A 15,532-nucleotide genomic window follows, 5' to 3' on the forward strand; every position below is an offset into this window, starting at 1 on the left:
ATCCTTCATTGTCAAAATAGGTCTTAACAAAGAGTCGCCAAAAATAAGATGCTTATTGCAATAAACAAATTTATTTGCATGATTTCATATTATTTACCTACTTTCGATGCTACTAATTATAAATTTTAAGATGCCCTTATGCAAACAACTCCTGAACAGCATGACGACATGAAGCGCGAGCTTGGCTTGCTCGATGCCACCATGCTGGTGGCCGGATCGATGATCGGTTCCGGAATTTTTATTGTGAGCTCTGACATCGTACGCAATGTGGGCAGCGCTGGCTGGCTTATTTCCATTTGGGTAGTCACCGGTGTAATCACGATTATCGCAGCACTGAGCTACGGAGAGTTATCGGCTATGTTTCCGAAAGCCGGTGGGCAATACGTTTATCTCCGTGAAGCCTATAACCGACTGGTAGCCTTTCTCTACGGGTGGTCGTTGTTTATGGTTATCCAAGCGGGTACCATTGCCGCGGTAGGGGTGGCGTTCGCCAAATTTGCGGCGTATATCTTTCCCGCACTAAGTGACGAAAATGTGTTGTGGAATTTAGGCATACTGAAAATCAATGCGGCCCAACTAGTATCCATCAGTACCATTGTAATCCTTACCTGGTTTAATGCCAGGGGTATAAAAAACGGTAAGATTATCCAGACGGTTTTTACCATCATCAAGATCCTGTCGTTGGGAGGATTAATCGTTATGGGGCTGTTCGGGGCGTTTAATGCGGATGTTTGGAGTGCTAACTGGGCGACTGCTTGGGAATCGGTGCGTTGGGATGCAAACAGTGGTACCGTTGTTTCGATCGGCGGCGCAGCATTATTTGCCGGTATTGTTTCGGCGATGGTGGGTTCACTTTTTTCGAGTGATGCATGGAATAACGTTACTTTCATTGCTGGCGAGATACGCAACCCGCGTAAGAACATCGGTCTGAGCCTTTTCCTTGGTACACTGATTGTTACCATTGTATATGTTTCGGCCAATCTCATGTATGTGGCTACGCTTTCTATGGAAGCAATCGCTTATGCGCCGGCAGACCGAGTGGCTGTGGTGGCGGCACAAGCCATTTTCGGTCAAGTGGGTACATTAGTCATCGCGGTGATGATCATGATTTCCACCTTTGGCTGTAATAACGGGTTGATCCTGGCAGGAGCAAGGGTGTATTACACCATGTCGCAAGATGGGCTATTTTTCAAAAAAGCAGGTGAGTTGAACCGGTTCGAAGTGCCCGGCTGGGGTCTTTGGGCGCAGTGTGTTTGGACGTCGGTATTGTGTCTTACAGGGCGGTACGGTGATTTGCTCAACTACGTTATTTTTGTGGTGTTGATTTTTTATGCCCTTACCATCATTGGGATATTTATCCTACGGCGTAAGCGGCCCGACGCCGAACGGCCTTACAGGGCTGTTGGCTACCCAATATTGCCGGCATTGTATGTGCTAGCCGCATTTACCATATGCATAGGCCTTTTGATTTATCAGCCCACATTTACTTGGCCGGGGCTCATTATTGTACTGCTGGGTATCCCTGTGTTTTTTGTGTGGAATAGGCGCAGAGCCGACCATGGAACAGCGAACTAACGAAAAAGGCTACCGTGTGCGCGGCACCTCCTTATTGATTTCTGTCATGTCGATGCCGTCGTTGTGGTCGCCCAATAAGTGTTCACAGAAATAATCGCCCATTTTCCAGAAAAAATACTCGGTCATGTTACCGAACCCGTGGCGCTGTCCGGGCAATAGCAGGAAATCGAACCGCTTGTTGGCTTTGATAAGTGCCTCGGCCATCCGGATGGTATTTGCGGGATGCACATTGTTGTCGATATCTCCCGTAGCCAATAGCAGGTGTCCTTTGAGATGCTGCGCCAATTCCGTATTTTTTTCAATGGCGTAGGAGAACGTCGTGTCGCCCTTGGCCGATACTTTTTCGGTAACGCCGTGGTGGCGCTCGCTCCACCAGCGGTTGTAGATGTTGTTTTCGTGGTTACCCGCGCCCGATACGGCCACCTTGAAGAAATCGGGATATACCAGCATGGCAGCGGTAGACATGAAGCCCCACCGGAATGCCCGGTGATACCCACGCGGTTGATGTCGATGAATGGGTAGCGGTCTGCCAGCTGCTCGGCCGCAGCTTTCTTATCGGCGAGACCATAGTCGCGCAAGTTGCCATACCCATAGGTGTGGTACCATTTGGATCGGGCGGGGTGGCCGCCGCGGTTGCCTACAGTCACCACAATAAAGCCAAACTGGGCTAAACGGTCGATGCGGTCCATGCTACGCCCGAACGTTTTATTTACTGCTTCGGTTTGCGGACCTGGATATACATATTCGATAAGCGGATATGTGCGGGTGGAATCGAAGTCGAATGGTTTGTACATCACGCCATATAAGTTGGTGATGCCATCGTCGGCTTTTACGTGGAAGGGCTCGGGGAATTGGTAGCCCGCGGCAAACAGCTGGGTTAGGTCGGCCGTTTCCAGTTGCAGAATTAGCTGCCCGGTGTTGTTAAACAATGCTGATTCGGGAACGGTATTCACGCGTGACGAGTTATTAACAAAGAACCGTTCATGGTCGTCCATTTCCGACTGGTGGTCGAAATTGCCCGGATTGAGCAATTTCATGCCGCTACCGTCGAGGTTTATCCGGTACAGGTGTTGGTAGTAGGGGTCCTCGTTTTCCTCACGGCCATTGGCTTGAAAGTAAAGGGTACGTGTCTTTTCATCGAGGCCAACGATATCCGAGCAATAAAACTCGCCCGAGGTTACCTGATTCTTCAGGCTGCCGTCGCCATCATAGTGGTAATAATGGCCCCAGCCATCACGTTCCGACCAGAACACGAACTCTTGCCCACTATTGATCAATGCCGGTTGCTGGATGTCGAGGTAGGTGTTCGAGCGTTCTTCCACGAGTGTATTTACGTCACCGTTGACCCCTACCGTAATGAGGTCTACGCGCTTGAGATCCCGGCTGCTCCGTGCCATAAAAAAGCGTTCATTGGAACCGAGCCAGGTATCTATGTGGATGTCGCCGGGTTGGGTATTACGCGGCCTCGGTGCCGTCCATATGGAAAGTGTTTGGTTCTTGAATGCAGCCACGGGGATTTGGGTTGCCTCTTTAGTGGGAAAATCAAAGAGGTGGAGTTCCTGCTCCGTGCTGTCGACTTCGCCCGGCATCTGGTATTTGTAGGTTTCCAACGTAGGGCGCTTACCACCCACGTTGTTGATGACCCACAGCGCGTCGAGATGCCGATTATCTTTACGGACGACCACAAAATGGCGACCATCGGGCGACCAGGTAATGCGGGCCCGCTTGCGTTTGTCCTTTTCCTCTTCATCTTTCTTTTCATCGCCGGTGGTGGTGGTACGCTCGTCGCCGCCCCATGCGTAATGCTGCACGCCGTCGGTGGTAAACTGATGCTCTACAATGGTACTGTCCTTTTCATCTTTCTGGGCTTTCTTGTAGTTTTCACGGTCCATCCAATACAGGTTGAAGTTCTTGGCAAAAATCACCGTATTGGTATCGGGTGAGAAGGAGGCCCATGAAAGGTGGGGCTTAGGTTTGAGTGAGTCTGCCAGTTCCATCACTTGGCGTGTTTGCAAGTCGTATTCAAGGTAAAATACTTTTTTCTTCAGGGAATCGGCTTTGTTCTTACTTTTCTCGCGCTCCTCTTCACTTTTGAGTGTGTCTTTTGTACTGGTCACCTCAAAGCGGATGTGCTTTTCATCATCCGTAAACCGCAGGTTGCGGATGTCGATATGCTGGGCATCGAAAGGGTCTTTTACAATCCGTGTGAGCTGGGCTGCCAAGTGTGCGTTGTCAAAAAGCGCATCCTTGCGGCGTGCTTGGGGATCGACAAGATACCAATTCTTACCTTCGGATGTTTCATATACATACCAAAATCGACTGGAATTTCTCAGCCAATTTGGATTTACCGAGGTAGAGAAAATCAGGCGTTTTAGTTTTTCGGGTGAAAATCGGGCGGCCAACTGGTAATTTGCCCTGGTTTTCGTATTGTTTTCTTGTGCAATCCCCGTGGTAAATAACCCAAACACGAGGAATATCAGCATGTAATTTTTTTGCATGGCGGCTTAATGGTGTATATTGGTGCTGTTTTACCATGCAAAGGAACAGTTTTTGGTTGAAAATACCGGGTTTACGATTGTAATAATCGCGTGATGTTGAAAAGACCGGCATCCGGTGATGGCGAACGCCGGTCTATGCATTTCCTATTGGATCGTCCATAGATAAATGGTGTCATGCGTACCCACCCGTATGGTTTTTTCCGGTTCCCAATCGCCCATATGGAAATCATGAGATACGATGCGGCTTCCGGGTTTCAATTCTTTTTGGAGTTTGGGCCGCAGCTCTAGGTTCACCGATGGCAGCAAATACATAGTGACTACATTGGCTTCGCTGAAGTCGAATTCAAACAGGTCTCCCAGTACAAACTTCACCTTGTCCGTTACACCCGCTGCTGCTGCGTTGGCTTGGGCTTCTTTGATGCGTTCGGGATTAAGGTCCACGCCAACACCTGTGGCACCGAATTTTTCGGCGGCCGTAATAACAATCCGGCCATCGCCGCACCCGAGGTCGTACACCACATCGCCAGGTTTCACACCGGCAAGCTTCAGCATTTCCTCAACCGTCTCTTGGCTGGTGGGCACATATGGGACATCCAACTGGGTTTTTTGGGCGTATGCAACCGAACACACACCGATAAACAGGGCAATCAGCCAATTTTTAATTGTGTTCATCGTCTTCGTTTTTTAATGTTATCTTATTGATTTATAAATAGTGTTTCCAGTTTTACTCGCGTGGTAAATCAACAAGGTTAACATCCAATAGTCAACATTGTTTCATTGCCGTTTGTATCATATTGGTCACATGATCCACACGTTGCGATTTTCTCCTTCATCGTTTCGGGGTTCATCGTATGATAAAGAAAAACAAAGTTCCAAAAAGTAATACAGCCACACCTACGAGCGCCCCGACGCCGGTATACATCAAACTCGAATACAGTAAATAGGTGCACGATCCGCAAAATATGATCGGTGTAACCGGATATAGCGGCACCTTAAATGGTCGCGGTGCATGTGGTTTTTTTCTACGCAGCACAATCAATGAAATGCCGATGGCGAGGAAAAAGAACCAGAATACGGGCGCGGTAAAATCGACCATCGATTGGAAGCCGTCGCGTGTCATCGCCCCTAAGCCGATGAGCGCCAAGGCGACTACTCCCTGTGCGAGCAGCGCATGGATGGGTGACGACGTCTTGTCGTACCATTTCCCCAGCCAAGCGAAGGCCTTGAAGTCGCGACCAAGGGCATAATTGGTCCGCGCTCCGGTGAAAATTGTGGCGTTTACCGAAGTAAGTGCAGCAAGTGCCACCAATAGACCGATCAAGAAAACACCTGGTTCGCCGAGCGTCACCCGCATTAAGTCTACGCCCACCGCGTCTGATGCCGCCATCCGGTCCATGCCCAGCACCCGAAGGAAGGCCCCGTTTATTAAGAGGTATATTGCGGTGATCACGAATATACTGATCACGAGCACCCGAACCATTTTCCGGCTGCCAGCCCGTAACTCGGCCGATATGTAGCCAGCTTCGTTCCAGCCACCAAAGGTGAGCAGTACAAATACCATGGCGAGGCCAAGCGCGTTGTTCATACCATCACTGGCCGTAGGTAGCTCGGCCAATGCGGTAGGATTGGGGGTTACCAAGAAGCCGACGACGACCACCAGCAGCAATCCGGTAAATTGGATAGCTAGGAGAACTTTTTGTGCGCCGGTACCGAATTTAGCACCGACGATATTCACCCCAGTGAGGATAACCACTACCAGCGCGGCGTATATGGCAGAAGAATAGGTGCCGAGTTGGTACAGCGGGGTGATGTAATCACCCACAATGTAGGCAAGCAGCGCAATCGATCCTGTCTGGATTACGCTCACTCGCGCCCACGCAAATAAAAATGCAAACCTCCTTCCAAAAGCCTGCATGAGGAAGTGATAGTCGCCACCGGTATTTGGAAAGGTAGTGGTTAGTTCTGCGTAGCACAACGCACCGATTAATGAAACCAAGCCGCCCAGCAACCATGCCGTGAGAAATAGTTCCCAGCTCCCTGTACTGGCGGCTACCAGAGACGGCGTACGGAAGATGCCGGCTCCAACGACGACACCCACAATGATAACTACGGCATCCACCATACGGAGCACGGGCCTTGGACTATGCTTACTAGTCCCCATTCCTTCCTTCATACGATTATTTTTACGATTGGTGTATGGTGTACAGACAAAAACCGTTTAAGTTTGTTTAATGCGGATTGTAATTTTTTAGTGATAAGTCTTTTATTTGTAAGTTTTTTGGTCGTAAGCCGTAAGGTAATGACCAGTTGGACTTACGACTTACAACTTATGACTAAACAAAAAACTTTTGGTGGAAGTTGACCAGGAACAATTCGTCGATAGCACGCGTACAGGCAGTGTAAAGCCATCGTAGGAACTCCACATCGAGCAACTCGTCGGTAAGATAGCCTTGGTCTACAAATACCGCCCGCCATTGCCCGCCCTGTGCTTTGTGGCAGGTTATAGCCATGGCAAATTTGATTTGTAACGCGTTGTAATAAGGATCGGCCTTGAGAGCCGCCAAGCGCTCGTTTTTGTCGGCAATGTCTGCGTAATCAGCCATTATCGCCTCAAAGAGGCGCTGCTGATCGCCCTGCGGTAGGTTTGCCGAATCGCTATGAAGGGTATCCAGTAGCACCCGGCAATCGACGGGTTCTGGTTCATCCGAATCCATGAATTCGAGACTCACATCTGCAAACCGGAATCCATACTGTTCATGCACGTTGCGCACTCGCCGCACTTGGGCCATGTCGCCGTTGGCGATAAAGCCTGTTCGTTCCGATTCTGCGGCAAGCCAAAAATAATTGTTGCGCACTACCATGATGTAGTCGCCGCCCGTCAATTCTTCTTCGCGGAACAGTATCCGGTTGCGGATGTGTTGGTTATACAGGTTGGCATTCTTATTTGAGCGGCAGATGACAATGGTGTTTTCCATGCCGTATTTGTCATATGCATAGTGTAGTCCCTCAATGAGGTGTTCGCCGGTCATCCGGTATATATCCGGATAGCCCTTTACCGTGAACTTCGGGAAGGGTAGCGGCTCATGCTCATCGTTCCTTTCGAGTGCTGTTTGGATTTGGTGACGTATAGCCGTTGCGTTGAGAAGAATTCCAGCGTCTTGTTCCTGCCGTACCACATCGGTAAGTTCGTAGACTGCGCTATGCAGGCCGAAGCGCCGCGATAACCCCGGTGCATCCAACGCCGGGCTCTGCAGTAGTCCCACGGGAGGAAGTTGCGCGGTATCGCCGACAAACAGCAACCGACAGCGTTCGCCGTGGGCGACGTACTGTATGAGGTCCTCCAAGAGGCTCCGCCCGTTGAATGTATGCCGCTCGTTGGAAATCATCGAAGCCTCATCGACGATAAACAACGTGTCCGTATGAGGATTGTCGGCAAGGCTGAACACCATGTCCGGCGATAGGGCCACTTTCTTACGATAAATTTTCTTATGTATGGTAAGTGCCTTTTTTTTGGCATAGCTGCCCATCACCTTTGCAGCCCGGCCAGTGGGGGCCAGCAGCACTGAGCGCATGCGCAATGCCGGTAACGCGGCTACCAACGCACTGATAATGGTTGTTTTACCGGTGCCGGCATACCCTTTGAGCACAAAGCAACTGGATTGGGTCGTGCCTTGATCGATTAGAAAATCGGCAAGCCGCCGCAACGCTTCGTCTTGCTGTGCGGTAGGCCGCATGGGAAAACGGCTGGAAATCAATTCAACTAGCTGCACGGCCAAAGGTACCCAAAAGTTTGTTCAAAATGATTTATTCTAAGTAAGTTTGTCGCGGCACAAATAAATCAACATGATATATACCACGACAGGTTTTGACGAGCAGCAGGGGGCGGCGCATACGCTGTTGATCGGGGTGGGGGCGGTAACCCATACGTTGATCGTTGTTGATGGAGCGCGACAGCTGAGTTTTGCCGCGAGCTACGACCCGGCAAATACGGAGCCGGAAGTGACGGCGCTACTCGACCTCGATTTCGCTGCCGTGAAACTGGCTGTTTCCGATAGCCGTTATTCCTTTATTCCCGCTGAGGTATACGACGAACAGCAGCACGACATGTATCTCCAATATCTTCCCTTCGATGGCGTTGGGACAACGGATGTTGCCGATGTGGATCCGCTTAATATAAAGTTGCTTCATCAGAGCAGCCGAATTGGCTTGGAAGCCCTTATTTCTCGGTTCCCATATGCTGAAATCTATCCGCAGGTATTGGGGCTGCTCAGTGCGGTGGCTGTCCGCGGGCTGCAGGCAAATGAACCATTGCTGGTTATCGAGCGGCATGCTCCGTGGGTAACCATCAGTGTATTTGATGATCATAGGTTTTTGTATTGCCATGATTTTGAGGTGAGTAACGAAGATGACTTCACTTATCACTTATTAGCCGTTGTAAATCGATTTGGTTTTGGTAGCCGGCGACCTAGTATTTACCTGGCCGGTGATATTGAACGTGGCGGTCCGGATTATGAACGTGCTGGAACGTATGGAGGGAACGTGGCATTAGCCGATAGCCGTGCGTGGACTGGCATTCACGTACCGGATGATGTGAAGCCGAACCAACACCGCTTTTTGTCACTTTTGGGATTATACCAATGCGTATAATAGGGGGGAGCCACGCCGGTCTACGGCTACAACCGCCAACCAGCTTGCCCGTTCGGCCAACGACAGACATGGCGAAGGAAGCGATATTCAACGTACTCCAACATCGCATTGACTTTGGTGGCATAGACGTGCTGGATCTTTGCGCGGGAACGGGCAATGTCACCTTGGAAATTGCTTCCCGCGGGGCTGCCCACGTAACCGCCGTAGATATCCACTTTAAGTGTGTACAATACATCAATGCAATGGCCAAAAAATTGCAGATGCCGGCCGTTAAGGGTATCCGGGCAGATGTGTTGAAATTCATTGCCTCATGCAAAGAAGGGTTTGATTTCATTTTTGCAGATCCGCCTTATGAAATGCCCCAGTTGCCCGACATTCCCCGCCGCATACTCGATGGCGGCCTAGTGAAGCCGGGCGGTTGGTTGGTTTTGGAACACGCAACGACACGTAAAATCCCTGTCCATGCGATGTTGGTGGAAACACGGAAATACGGATATTCCTCATTTTCATTTTATCACTATGAACAACTTGGAGGCAAATAACTGGAAAACGATACATAAAAAGACGACCTACGAGAATCCGTGGATATGTGTGGAGCACCGAGATGTGATCACACCTGCCGGCAGCCCGGGTATTTATGGCGTGGTCATGTTCAAGAACAAGGCAATTGGCATCGTGCCAGTCGATGACGCCGGTTTCATTTATTTGGTGGGCCAATATCGATATCCGTTGGAAGAGTATTCGTGGGAAATCCCCGAAGGAGGCGGGCCGATAGGGGAAGACCCATTAATAACAGCCCAACGCGAGCTGAAGGAAGAAACCGGATTAACCGCCGAACATTGGCGGCAGATTGGCCGTGTTCATACGTCCAATTCCGTTACCGATGAAGAGGGTTTTATCTTTTTGGCGCAAGGATTAACGCTTGGATGCGCCCAGCCGGAGGAAACCGAGGAACTGGTGTTGAGAAAGGTGTCGTTGGCCGAAGCAGTGGACATGGTGATGCGCTCGGAAATCACCGATTCGATTTCGAGCTGCGGCATATTGATGGCTGCACGGATATTGGGTGCCTAACTATGACCCTGACTATACTGATAGCGGTATAACTGCAATTACAGTTTGTATTTCGATGAACTTTAGCTAAGTTTACCGGGAACAACAGCAAAACCTGATTAGAAGAAAAATGATGAAGAAACTCCTGTTATTTACTATGCTGGCGCTTTGCATGGGCAGTGTACGTGGTGCCGATGTCGATACCGTATCCGTATGGAGCGAGGCGATGAACAAAGCGGTGAAGTCTGTTATTGTTACACCAACAAACTATGTACAACAGCGTGCCTTTCCCGTGGTGTATCTGTTGCACGGCTACAGTGGCGATTACGCGGACTGGGTCAATAAGGCACCCGAAATCAAGGATCTTTCCGATAGGTACGGCTTGATTATTGTGTGTCCCGATGGAGGGTACGGCAGTTGGTATTGGGATAGCCCATTGGACAATTCGTTCCGTTATGAGACGTTCGTTTCGGACGAACTGATCACATGGGTTGACGGGAACTACAAAACCATCGCAAGCCGTAATGGGCGGGCGATTACTGGGCTTAGCATGGGTGGGCACGGTGCACTTTACCTCGCTATGAAACATGTTGATGTGTATGGTGCGGCCGGTAGCACGGCAGGAGGGGTAGATATTCGTCCATTTCCACTTAATTGGGATATCGCCGAGCGGTTGGGAAGTTATGCCGACCATCCTGAGCGATGGGATAACCATACGGTGGTTAACTTGCTCCATCGCCTCACGCCCAATGCGCTCGCTCTCATAATCGACTGCGGAACAAGTGATTTCTTCTACGGCGTAAATGAGCAACTGCATCGCAAACTATTGGACCGTAATATTCCGCATACCTATATCACCGGGCCGGGGGCCCACAATTGGGAATACTGGCAGCAATCCATTATTTATCAATTGTTATATTTCAATGAATTTTTTTCGAAGGGGTGAGTGGTGAACTCCCTCTTCGTTGACGCGCTAAGTTTCCTTTACGTCCAGCCGCATCAGCGCAGGTACGAAAAACGATGCGATGCCTATCAGGCCGATTACGCTGCCCAGTATGACAAATGTCACGCTGATGCCTATTGTATCGGCCAGGAAACCAGTGCTCAACAATCCAATCATTGATGGTAGCAATGCGATGCTGAAATACATGGAAAACACGCGGCCTAACATGGCAGGATTTATTTTTTCCTGTAAAACGGTCATGAACGACGCGTTATAGACCGAGCCAGCTATCCCACCCAGGACGGTAAGCACAACAAAAGCGATAAATCCGGATGGAGGTAGTAAGCCCGAGCCGGCCAAACTGACTCCCAAAAGGATATGCATGCCATTGATGATGATGATTTTGTTCAGCGTCGGCTTGAAGATACCCAATACCCCGCCACCCACGAGCATTCCGACGCCCCAAACCACCTCGATGACACTCATTTCAAATTTCCCTCCACCAAAGTGCTGCAGGGTGAGCAATGGGAATAGCACCGCTACGGGCATGATGCAGAATGTGGCGAGAATAGAAAACCCGAATAGCCAGGATATACCCTGGTTTGAGGTAACGGCGCTGATGCCTAAACGAAGGTCGCGCAGTACTTGTTTGATCCCCGGAGTCTGTTCAGCCGTAGCTTTGTCAGGATTGGGGATGTGCACCAACAGGAGGGAAGCAATGGCAAACACGGCTCCGCCGATATCAAGCAATAACACATACCCGATGTCCATCAGTCCGATGGCCAACGCGCCGAGTGCCGGGCCTGCTATACTGGATACCGACTGGATGACTTGATTGATGCCTCCGATACGGAGCAGTTCAGATTCGGGTGCCAGCAACGGTACCGAGGCTTGCATAGCTGGCATGTGGAATGCCGATCCTACCGAGCGTAAGGCTAACAAGATGTATATGAACATTAGTTCGGAGTATCCGAGGTAAAACAATACAGACATTACCCCGGTACAGGCAGCGATGAAGCCGTCTGCCAGGATCATGGTACGCTTTCGGTCCCAGCGGTCTATGAATACACCGGCAAAGGGGCCGATGATGGTTTGCGGCAGGAAGGCCGCGATGGCGGCGAACGCCAGCACTTCGGCCGATCCGGTTTCGAGGCTGAGCCAGATGATGATGGCGAAATTGACTGCGGAGCTACTCAATAAAGATACAAATTGTCCGGTCCAAATGATGGCAAATGTTCTTTTCCATGTAGTTGTCATGGCGACGAGCTAAATTATTGGGCTTCCCACGGATACACGCATGCGTAGCGTGGAAAACAATAGTAAATAAGACGTGAATAAACGCGAAATGTTTCGGCGGAAACCGAAACACGAAGTAGTACCCGAGATTCGATTACCTCGGGCTTATGCCCTGTCCCTGTAATGCGGGGTGCTATTGCAATAAACCAGTTTCATCGGCGTAATGAGTTGTTTCCGGCCCAAAGATAGGATATTTTTTGTTTTTTTAGTGATTCATTTATTTGTTCGCTGCCCACTTCGGCTTTGTTTTCAGTACGGCAGCATGGATCGGGCAGTCGAGATCATGGGCACCGGGCAGGTATCCGGTGCTCATTAAAAACTCGTTGACGATTTCACCTCCCGTGAATTTGAAGGTTTTTTTAAATAATTTCATCCATTCTTGTAGGGTTTTCGGATGATTGTGGTTGAGCCATTGCTCGAACGAACCATAAGCTTCCTGAAGCTCAACAATCGCTTTCGCATTTTCTATGGCGGCATTCACTTTGAGTCGGTTGCGGATAATGCCCGCGTCGGCAAGCAGCCGGTTCCTGTCGGCCTCGCCATACGCAGCTACTTTGGCCACATCAAATTGGTCGTATGCCGCTCGGAACGCCTCCTCTTTCCGTAAGATAGTCTCCCAACTCAGGCCAGCCTGATTGATTTCCATGATGAGTCTTCCGAACAATTCGTTGTCGTTATGGATGGGGAAGCCATAATGGTGGTCGTGGTAGCGTTGATGTAATGCCTTACGCGCTTCAGGCTGCAGGGCAGGGATGGCGGTGCAATATGACATGATGGTGGTGCGTTAAATACGTCGCCTAAGGTAGAAAAAGTTCATTAGTTTTCACACCACCGTCTCACGGTCGCCACTAACCGGGATGTACGTATTCGTTTTTCCGAAACAGTACAATCCGTTTGATGAGGTCCAACGGTAGTGGTTGATCATTGGGTAGCTGTATGGCCGACTTCGAGACTTTATATCCTTTTAGGTCGTCTGCAAATTCGTTTAACAGATCATCGCTCCACGGACTGGAGAGTGAAATGTGCGCGGTGTAGGCAGAATAGTAAATCAGAAAGGATTTCCCGATTTTGAAGGCTGGTATCTGATAGCTGATTACCTCTTCTACGCCAGGAACCGCTTCATTGACAACTTCCCGGATTTGCTGCATCCGCTCTCGTATTTCGGATGGGAATGTAGCTTGATACTCGTCGATGGTTTTGAAATCTGTTTTTGCCATGCTATTAAGCTTGAAATTTTAAAATGCCTTGTCACCAAAATAATCAGAAAACTTGATCATTTTAGGTGGATCTCGATGTAGCCGTTGCGTACACTAACAAAAGCGGAAGCTAAGATGTTTTATAAATGTGTTCCGTTCCCTACACTTCCACTTCAATCCATACAGGTGCATGGTCACTGGTCTTTACCCATCCACGTACATCGCGGTCTACGCCTGCGGCACGTAACTTCGGCACCACTGCAGGGCTCAACAGGAAGTGGTCTATACGCATACCCGCATCGCGGCCGAAGGCGTTGCGGAAATAATCCCAATAGGTATAGATGGTTTGGCCGGGGTAAATCTGCCGAATGGCGTCGGTCCAGCCCTGTTCTTCCAATGCCGAAAAAATCGCCCGTGTTTCAGGTCGGAAGAGGGCGTCATTCACCCACCGCTCGGGGCGGTATACATCGGCTTCGGTAGGAATAATGTTGAAATCGCCTGTCAATATCACCGGTCCACCTTGCCTAAGTAGCGTTTGCGCATGCCCAAGCAGGCGGTTCATCCAGCTGAGTTTATAGTCGAATTTAGGTCCCGGTGCGGGATTGCCGTTAGGAAGATATAGGCAACCGATCAGTATACCGTTAATTTCGGCTTCGATATACCGGCTGTGTGCATCCTCGGGATCACCGGGTAGCACGCGGCAAGTCTCTTTAGGTAATCCGATACGGGAGAGGATAGCTACGCCGTTCCAACTTTTCTGGCCATGCCAGACGGATTCGTAGCCCGCTTCGAGGAGTGCCGCCTCCGGGAAGTTCTCTTGAATAGCCTTGAGTTCCTGTAAGCACACCACATCAGGTTGCGATTCTTCCAGCCATCGCAACACCACGGGTAGCCGCGCGTTGATGCTGTTTACATTGTATGTAGCAATCTTCATACGGCAAACTTAGTTAAATTCCGTCTATCCACAAGATGGAGAGGCTACCAAATGACCGCCCGTTTAAAGTAAGCTATACCTATTTTTAGGTAATTTGAAGAATGTGGATAAGTATTGGTCGATTCGGTCTATCTTTGTTAAATCAATATTACCCCAATGGACGAAGCCATTTTCACTACACAGAAACCCGCCTTTATTGGTTTGCCGTTGCGGATTACATTCGGCGGCACCGACCACGAGTTGCGATTGCTGCAAAAGGAAGTAGGTCGGCATGCCGATTACCTCGAGATCCGGATTGATGACGAGCCGCACAGGTTGGTCAACACGGGTGACGGGTGGCGTTTCGATGGGGGAGAAGATAACGCCGCCTTTGCACAGGCCATCTGGCACGCTGTTTCGCTGCGATATCGACTATAATTCCTTTCTTATCAGGGAGTTCGATTTCGTTATACCAAGTTATTCTTATTGTTTGGTCTTTTTAACCAAATAGTTCGGGTTTTTAATTACAACTTTATAGTTGCCTTTCTTTTTGATTTCTTTCATCAAGCGGTTTACTCCAAATTGTGCGTGGTAGTCCGCTGAATCATCGAAAAGGATAAATCCACCGACTTCAAGATACTGTCGACATTACAAAAATCGGCTTTCACGAATTCGTAACTATGATTCCCATCAATATAAGCGAAACTGATTGCTCCTCCCAATTGGACAGCTCGACCTATAACGTCCTTTGCCAGTTTCTCTTCCTTCCATAGTCGGAAAAAATCACTAGCGAATTCCTCGATTGTAAATGGTTGCATTTTTGAAAAGAAACTTACGTTCCTGATGAATGTATTCTTGACAAATTGCCGGTATTCGTTGTGCGTGATATCAGAAGTGCCAAAGTTCGTTTCTTTATTTTGGGTCTTTCTCTCAAAAATCCACTTGTCGCACGTTATAAGTTTATTCGTTTTTTCTGATTTTGCTAAATAATGGCTTATAACATTTGTTGATAGGCCGCAGAAACTTCCTATTTCGATAATGGGTTTGTCCGAAGGTAAATGATCGACAACATATTCAATACAATAAATGTTTCCCTGGTTGAGCATCCCTGCATTAGCAAATTTCAACCAGTTTATAAAGGGGTCTGTTTTGGCATTTTTTCGTTTAGCTAGAAACCATAGGAATTTTAGACCATTTAATATTCTCATTTTCTGATTATTTTTTCTTTTTATTAGCTGATGAGCGCTTGATGTAAATAATGATTGCCCTGTGTGTCAATATTATTTGCGTCTCGGTTTCATATAACGTTTAAAACCAAAGTCGATTGGTTGGTATATCCCTTTATAGTAAAGACGTGTGCCTTAAACGAAACGCTATGGCCATATCCCCGCCACGTCCATCAGATAAGGGACAA

14 protein-coding genes and 1 pseudogene are annotated in these 15,532 nt (G+C 49.1%); 6 read left to right on the forward strand and 9 right to left on the reverse strand.

Annotation, left to right across the window (positions count from 1 at the left end; genetic code table 11):
* Positions 1-138 precede the first annotated feature (138 nt).
* The gene (locus VNQ80_RS02465) at positions 139-1,575 is read left to right on the forward strand and encodes an APC family permease (protein WP_325635863.1); all 1,437 of its coding nucleotides are present in this window, start codon (positions 139-141) and stop codon (positions 1,573-1,575) included.
* 138 nt (positions 1,576-1,713) lie between these two features.
* On the opposite strand, the pseudogene VNQ80_RS02475 reads toward VNQ80_RS02465, so the two are convergent.
* The 4 genes and pseudogenes from VNQ80_RS02475 to VNQ80_RS02490 all read right to left on the reverse strand — a co-directional run.
* Positions 1,714-4,073, reverse strand: a pseudogene (locus VNQ80_RS02475) (DPP IV N-terminal domain-containing protein); the annotation flags it as partial.
* A 144-nt stretch (positions 4,074-4,217) separates the two neighbouring features.
* A complete protein-coding gene (locus tag VNQ80_RS02480) occupies positions 4,218-4,745 on the reverse strand; it encodes a class I SAM-dependent methyltransferase (protein WP_325635864.1) in 528 nt (175 codons plus the stop codon).
* A gap of 172 nt (positions 4,746-4,917) precedes the next feature.
* Complete coding sequence (locus VNQ80_RS02485; protein ID WP_325635865.1) at positions 4,918-6,246, reverse strand: APC family permease; 1,329 nt, start codon at positions 6,244-6,246, stop codon at positions 4,918-4,920.
* A 160-nt stretch (positions 6,247-6,406) separates the two neighbouring features.
* Positions 6,407-7,807 carry an ATP-dependent DNA helicase gene (locus VNQ80_RS02490; protein WP_325635866.1) on the reverse strand — a complete coding sequence of 467 codons (1,401 nt, stop codon included), beginning with the start codon at positions 7,805-7,807 and terminating at the stop codon, positions 6,407-6,409.
* Positions 7,808-7,916: 109 nt separating this feature from the next.
* Between VNQ80_RS02490 and VNQ80_RS02495 the strand changes: the two genes are divergently transcribed.
* The 4 genes from VNQ80_RS02495 (at position 7,917) to VNQ80_RS02510 (ending at position 10,716) form a co-directional block, all read left to right on the forward strand.
* A complete protein-coding gene (locus tag VNQ80_RS02495; protein WP_325635867.1) occupies positions 7,917-8,720 on the forward strand; it encodes a DUF3822 family protein in 804 nt (267 codons plus the stop codon).
* The gene (locus tag VNQ80_RS02500) at positions 8,711-9,262 is read left to right on the forward strand and encodes an RsmD family RNA methyltransferase (protein ID WP_325635868.1); all 552 of its coding nucleotides are present in this window, start codon (positions 8,711-8,713) and stop codon (positions 9,260-9,262) included. The genes VNQ80_RS02495 and VNQ80_RS02500 overlap by 10 nt, the downstream gene beginning before the upstream one ends.
* Complete coding sequence (locus VNQ80_RS02505; protein WP_325635869.1) at positions 9,240-9,791, forward strand: NUDIX hydrolase; 552 nt, start codon at positions 9,240-9,242, stop codon at positions 9,789-9,791. The genes VNQ80_RS02500 and VNQ80_RS02505 overlap by 23 nt, the downstream gene beginning before the upstream one ends.
* A 109-nt stretch (positions 9,792-9,900) precedes the next feature.
* Positions 9,901-10,716, forward strand: coding sequence for an alpha/beta hydrolase family protein (locus VNQ80_RS02510; protein WP_325635870.1), 816 nt, complete (start codon positions 9,901-9,903; stop codon positions 10,714-10,716).
* 27 nt (positions 10,717-10,743) lie between these two features.
* On the opposite strand, the gene VNQ80_RS02515 is transcribed toward VNQ80_RS02510, so the two are convergent.
* From VNQ80_RS02515 to xth, 4 genes are all read right to left on the reverse strand, one after another.
* Positions 10,744-11,970 carry an MFS transporter gene (locus VNQ80_RS02515; protein WP_325635871.1) on the reverse strand — a complete coding sequence of 409 codons (1,227 nt, stop codon included), beginning with the start codon at positions 11,968-11,970 and terminating at the stop codon, positions 10,744-10,746.
* Between the two features lie 256 nt (positions 11,971-12,226).
* Positions 12,227-12,781: a DNA-3-methyladenine glycosylase I gene (locus tag VNQ80_RS02520; RefSeq protein ID WP_325635872.1), complete on the reverse strand. Its 555-nt coding sequence runs from the start codon at positions 12,779-12,781 to the stop codon at positions 12,227-12,229.
* A 76-nt stretch (positions 12,782-12,857) separates the two neighbouring features.
* Positions 12,858-13,226 carry a DUF1801 domain-containing protein gene (locus tag VNQ80_RS02525; protein WP_325635873.1) on the reverse strand — a complete coding sequence of 123 codons (369 nt, stop codon included), beginning with the start codon at positions 13,224-13,226 and terminating at the stop codon, positions 12,858-12,860.
* Between the two features lie 139 nt (positions 13,227-13,365).
* Entirely contained in the window at positions 13,366-14,139 is a 774-nt protein-coding gene (xth, locus tag VNQ80_RS02530; protein ID WP_325635874.1) for an exodeoxyribonuclease III, read from the reverse strand.
* 156 nt (positions 14,140-14,295) lie between these two features.
* Between xth and VNQ80_RS02535 the strand changes: the two genes are divergently transcribed.
* Entirely contained in the window at positions 14,296-14,556 is a 261-nt protein-coding gene (locus VNQ80_RS02535; protein WP_325635875.1) for a hypothetical protein, read from the forward strand.
* 134 nt (positions 14,557-14,690) lie between these two features.
* On the opposite strand, the gene VNQ80_RS02540 is transcribed toward VNQ80_RS02535, so the two are convergent.
* Positions 14,691-15,326, reverse strand: coding sequence for a class I SAM-dependent methyltransferase (locus VNQ80_RS02540; RefSeq protein WP_325635876.1), 636 nt, complete (start codon positions 15,324-15,326; stop codon positions 14,691-14,693).
* Between the last annotated feature and the right edge of the window lie 206 nt (positions 15,327-15,532).

It is taken from the genome of Parapedobacter sp., from assembly GCF_035556095.1.
GTDB lineage: Bacteria > Bacteroidota > Bacteroidia > Sphingobacteriales > Sphingobacteriaceae > Parapedobacter.

Coding starts and splice junctions, on each gene's coding strand:
- VNQ80_RS02465 (WP_325635863.1), top strand. CDS start 139: ATGCAAACAACTCCTGAACAGCATGACGACATGAAGCGCGAGCTTGGC.
- VNQ80_RS02540 (WP_325635876.1), bottom strand. CDS start 15,326: ATGAGAATATTAAATGGTCTAAAATTCCTATGGTTTCTAGCTAAACGA.
- VNQ80_RS02535 (WP_325635875.1), top strand. CDS start 14,296: ATGGACGAAGCCATTTTCACTACACAGAAACCCGCCTTTATTGGTTTG.
- VNQ80_RS02515 (WP_325635871.1), bottom strand. CDS start 11,970: ATGACAACTACATGGAAAAGAACATTTGCCATCATTTGGACCGGACAA.
- VNQ80_RS02495 (WP_325635867.1), top strand. CDS start 7,917: ATGATATATACCACGACAGGTTTTGACGAGCAGCAGGGGGCGGCGCAT.
- VNQ80_RS02525 (WP_325635873.1), bottom strand. CDS start 13,226: ATGGCAAAAACAGATTTCAAAACCATCGACGAGTATCAAGCTACATTC.
- VNQ80_RS02500 (WP_325635868.1), top strand. CDS start 8,711: ATGCGTATAATAGGGGGGAGCCACGCCGGTCTACGGCTACAACCGCCA.
- xth (WP_325635874.1), bottom strand. CDS start 14,139: ATGAAGATTGCTACATACAATGTAAACAGCATCAACGCGCGGCTACCC.
- VNQ80_RS02505 (WP_325635869.1), top strand. CDS start 9,240: ATGAACAACTTGGAGGCAAATAACTGGAAAACGATACATAAAAAGACG.
- VNQ80_RS02485 (WP_325635865.1), bottom strand. CDS start 6,246: ATGAAGGAAGGAATGGGGACTAGTAAGCATAGTCCAAGGCCCGTGCTC.
- VNQ80_RS02490 (WP_325635866.1), bottom strand. CDS start 7,807: ATGCGGCCTACCGCACAGCAAGACGAAGCGTTGCGGCGGCTTGCCGAT.
- VNQ80_RS02510 (WP_325635870.1), top strand. CDS start 9,901: ATGATGAAGAAACTCCTGTTATTTACTATGCTGGCGCTTTGCATGGGC.
- VNQ80_RS02520 (WP_325635872.1), bottom strand. CDS start 12,781: ATGTCATATTGCACCGCCATCCCTGCCCTGCAGCCTGAAGCGCGTAAG.
- VNQ80_RS02480 (WP_325635864.1), bottom strand. CDS start 4,745: ATGAACACAATTAAAAATTGGCTGATTGCCCTGTTTATCGGTGTGTGT.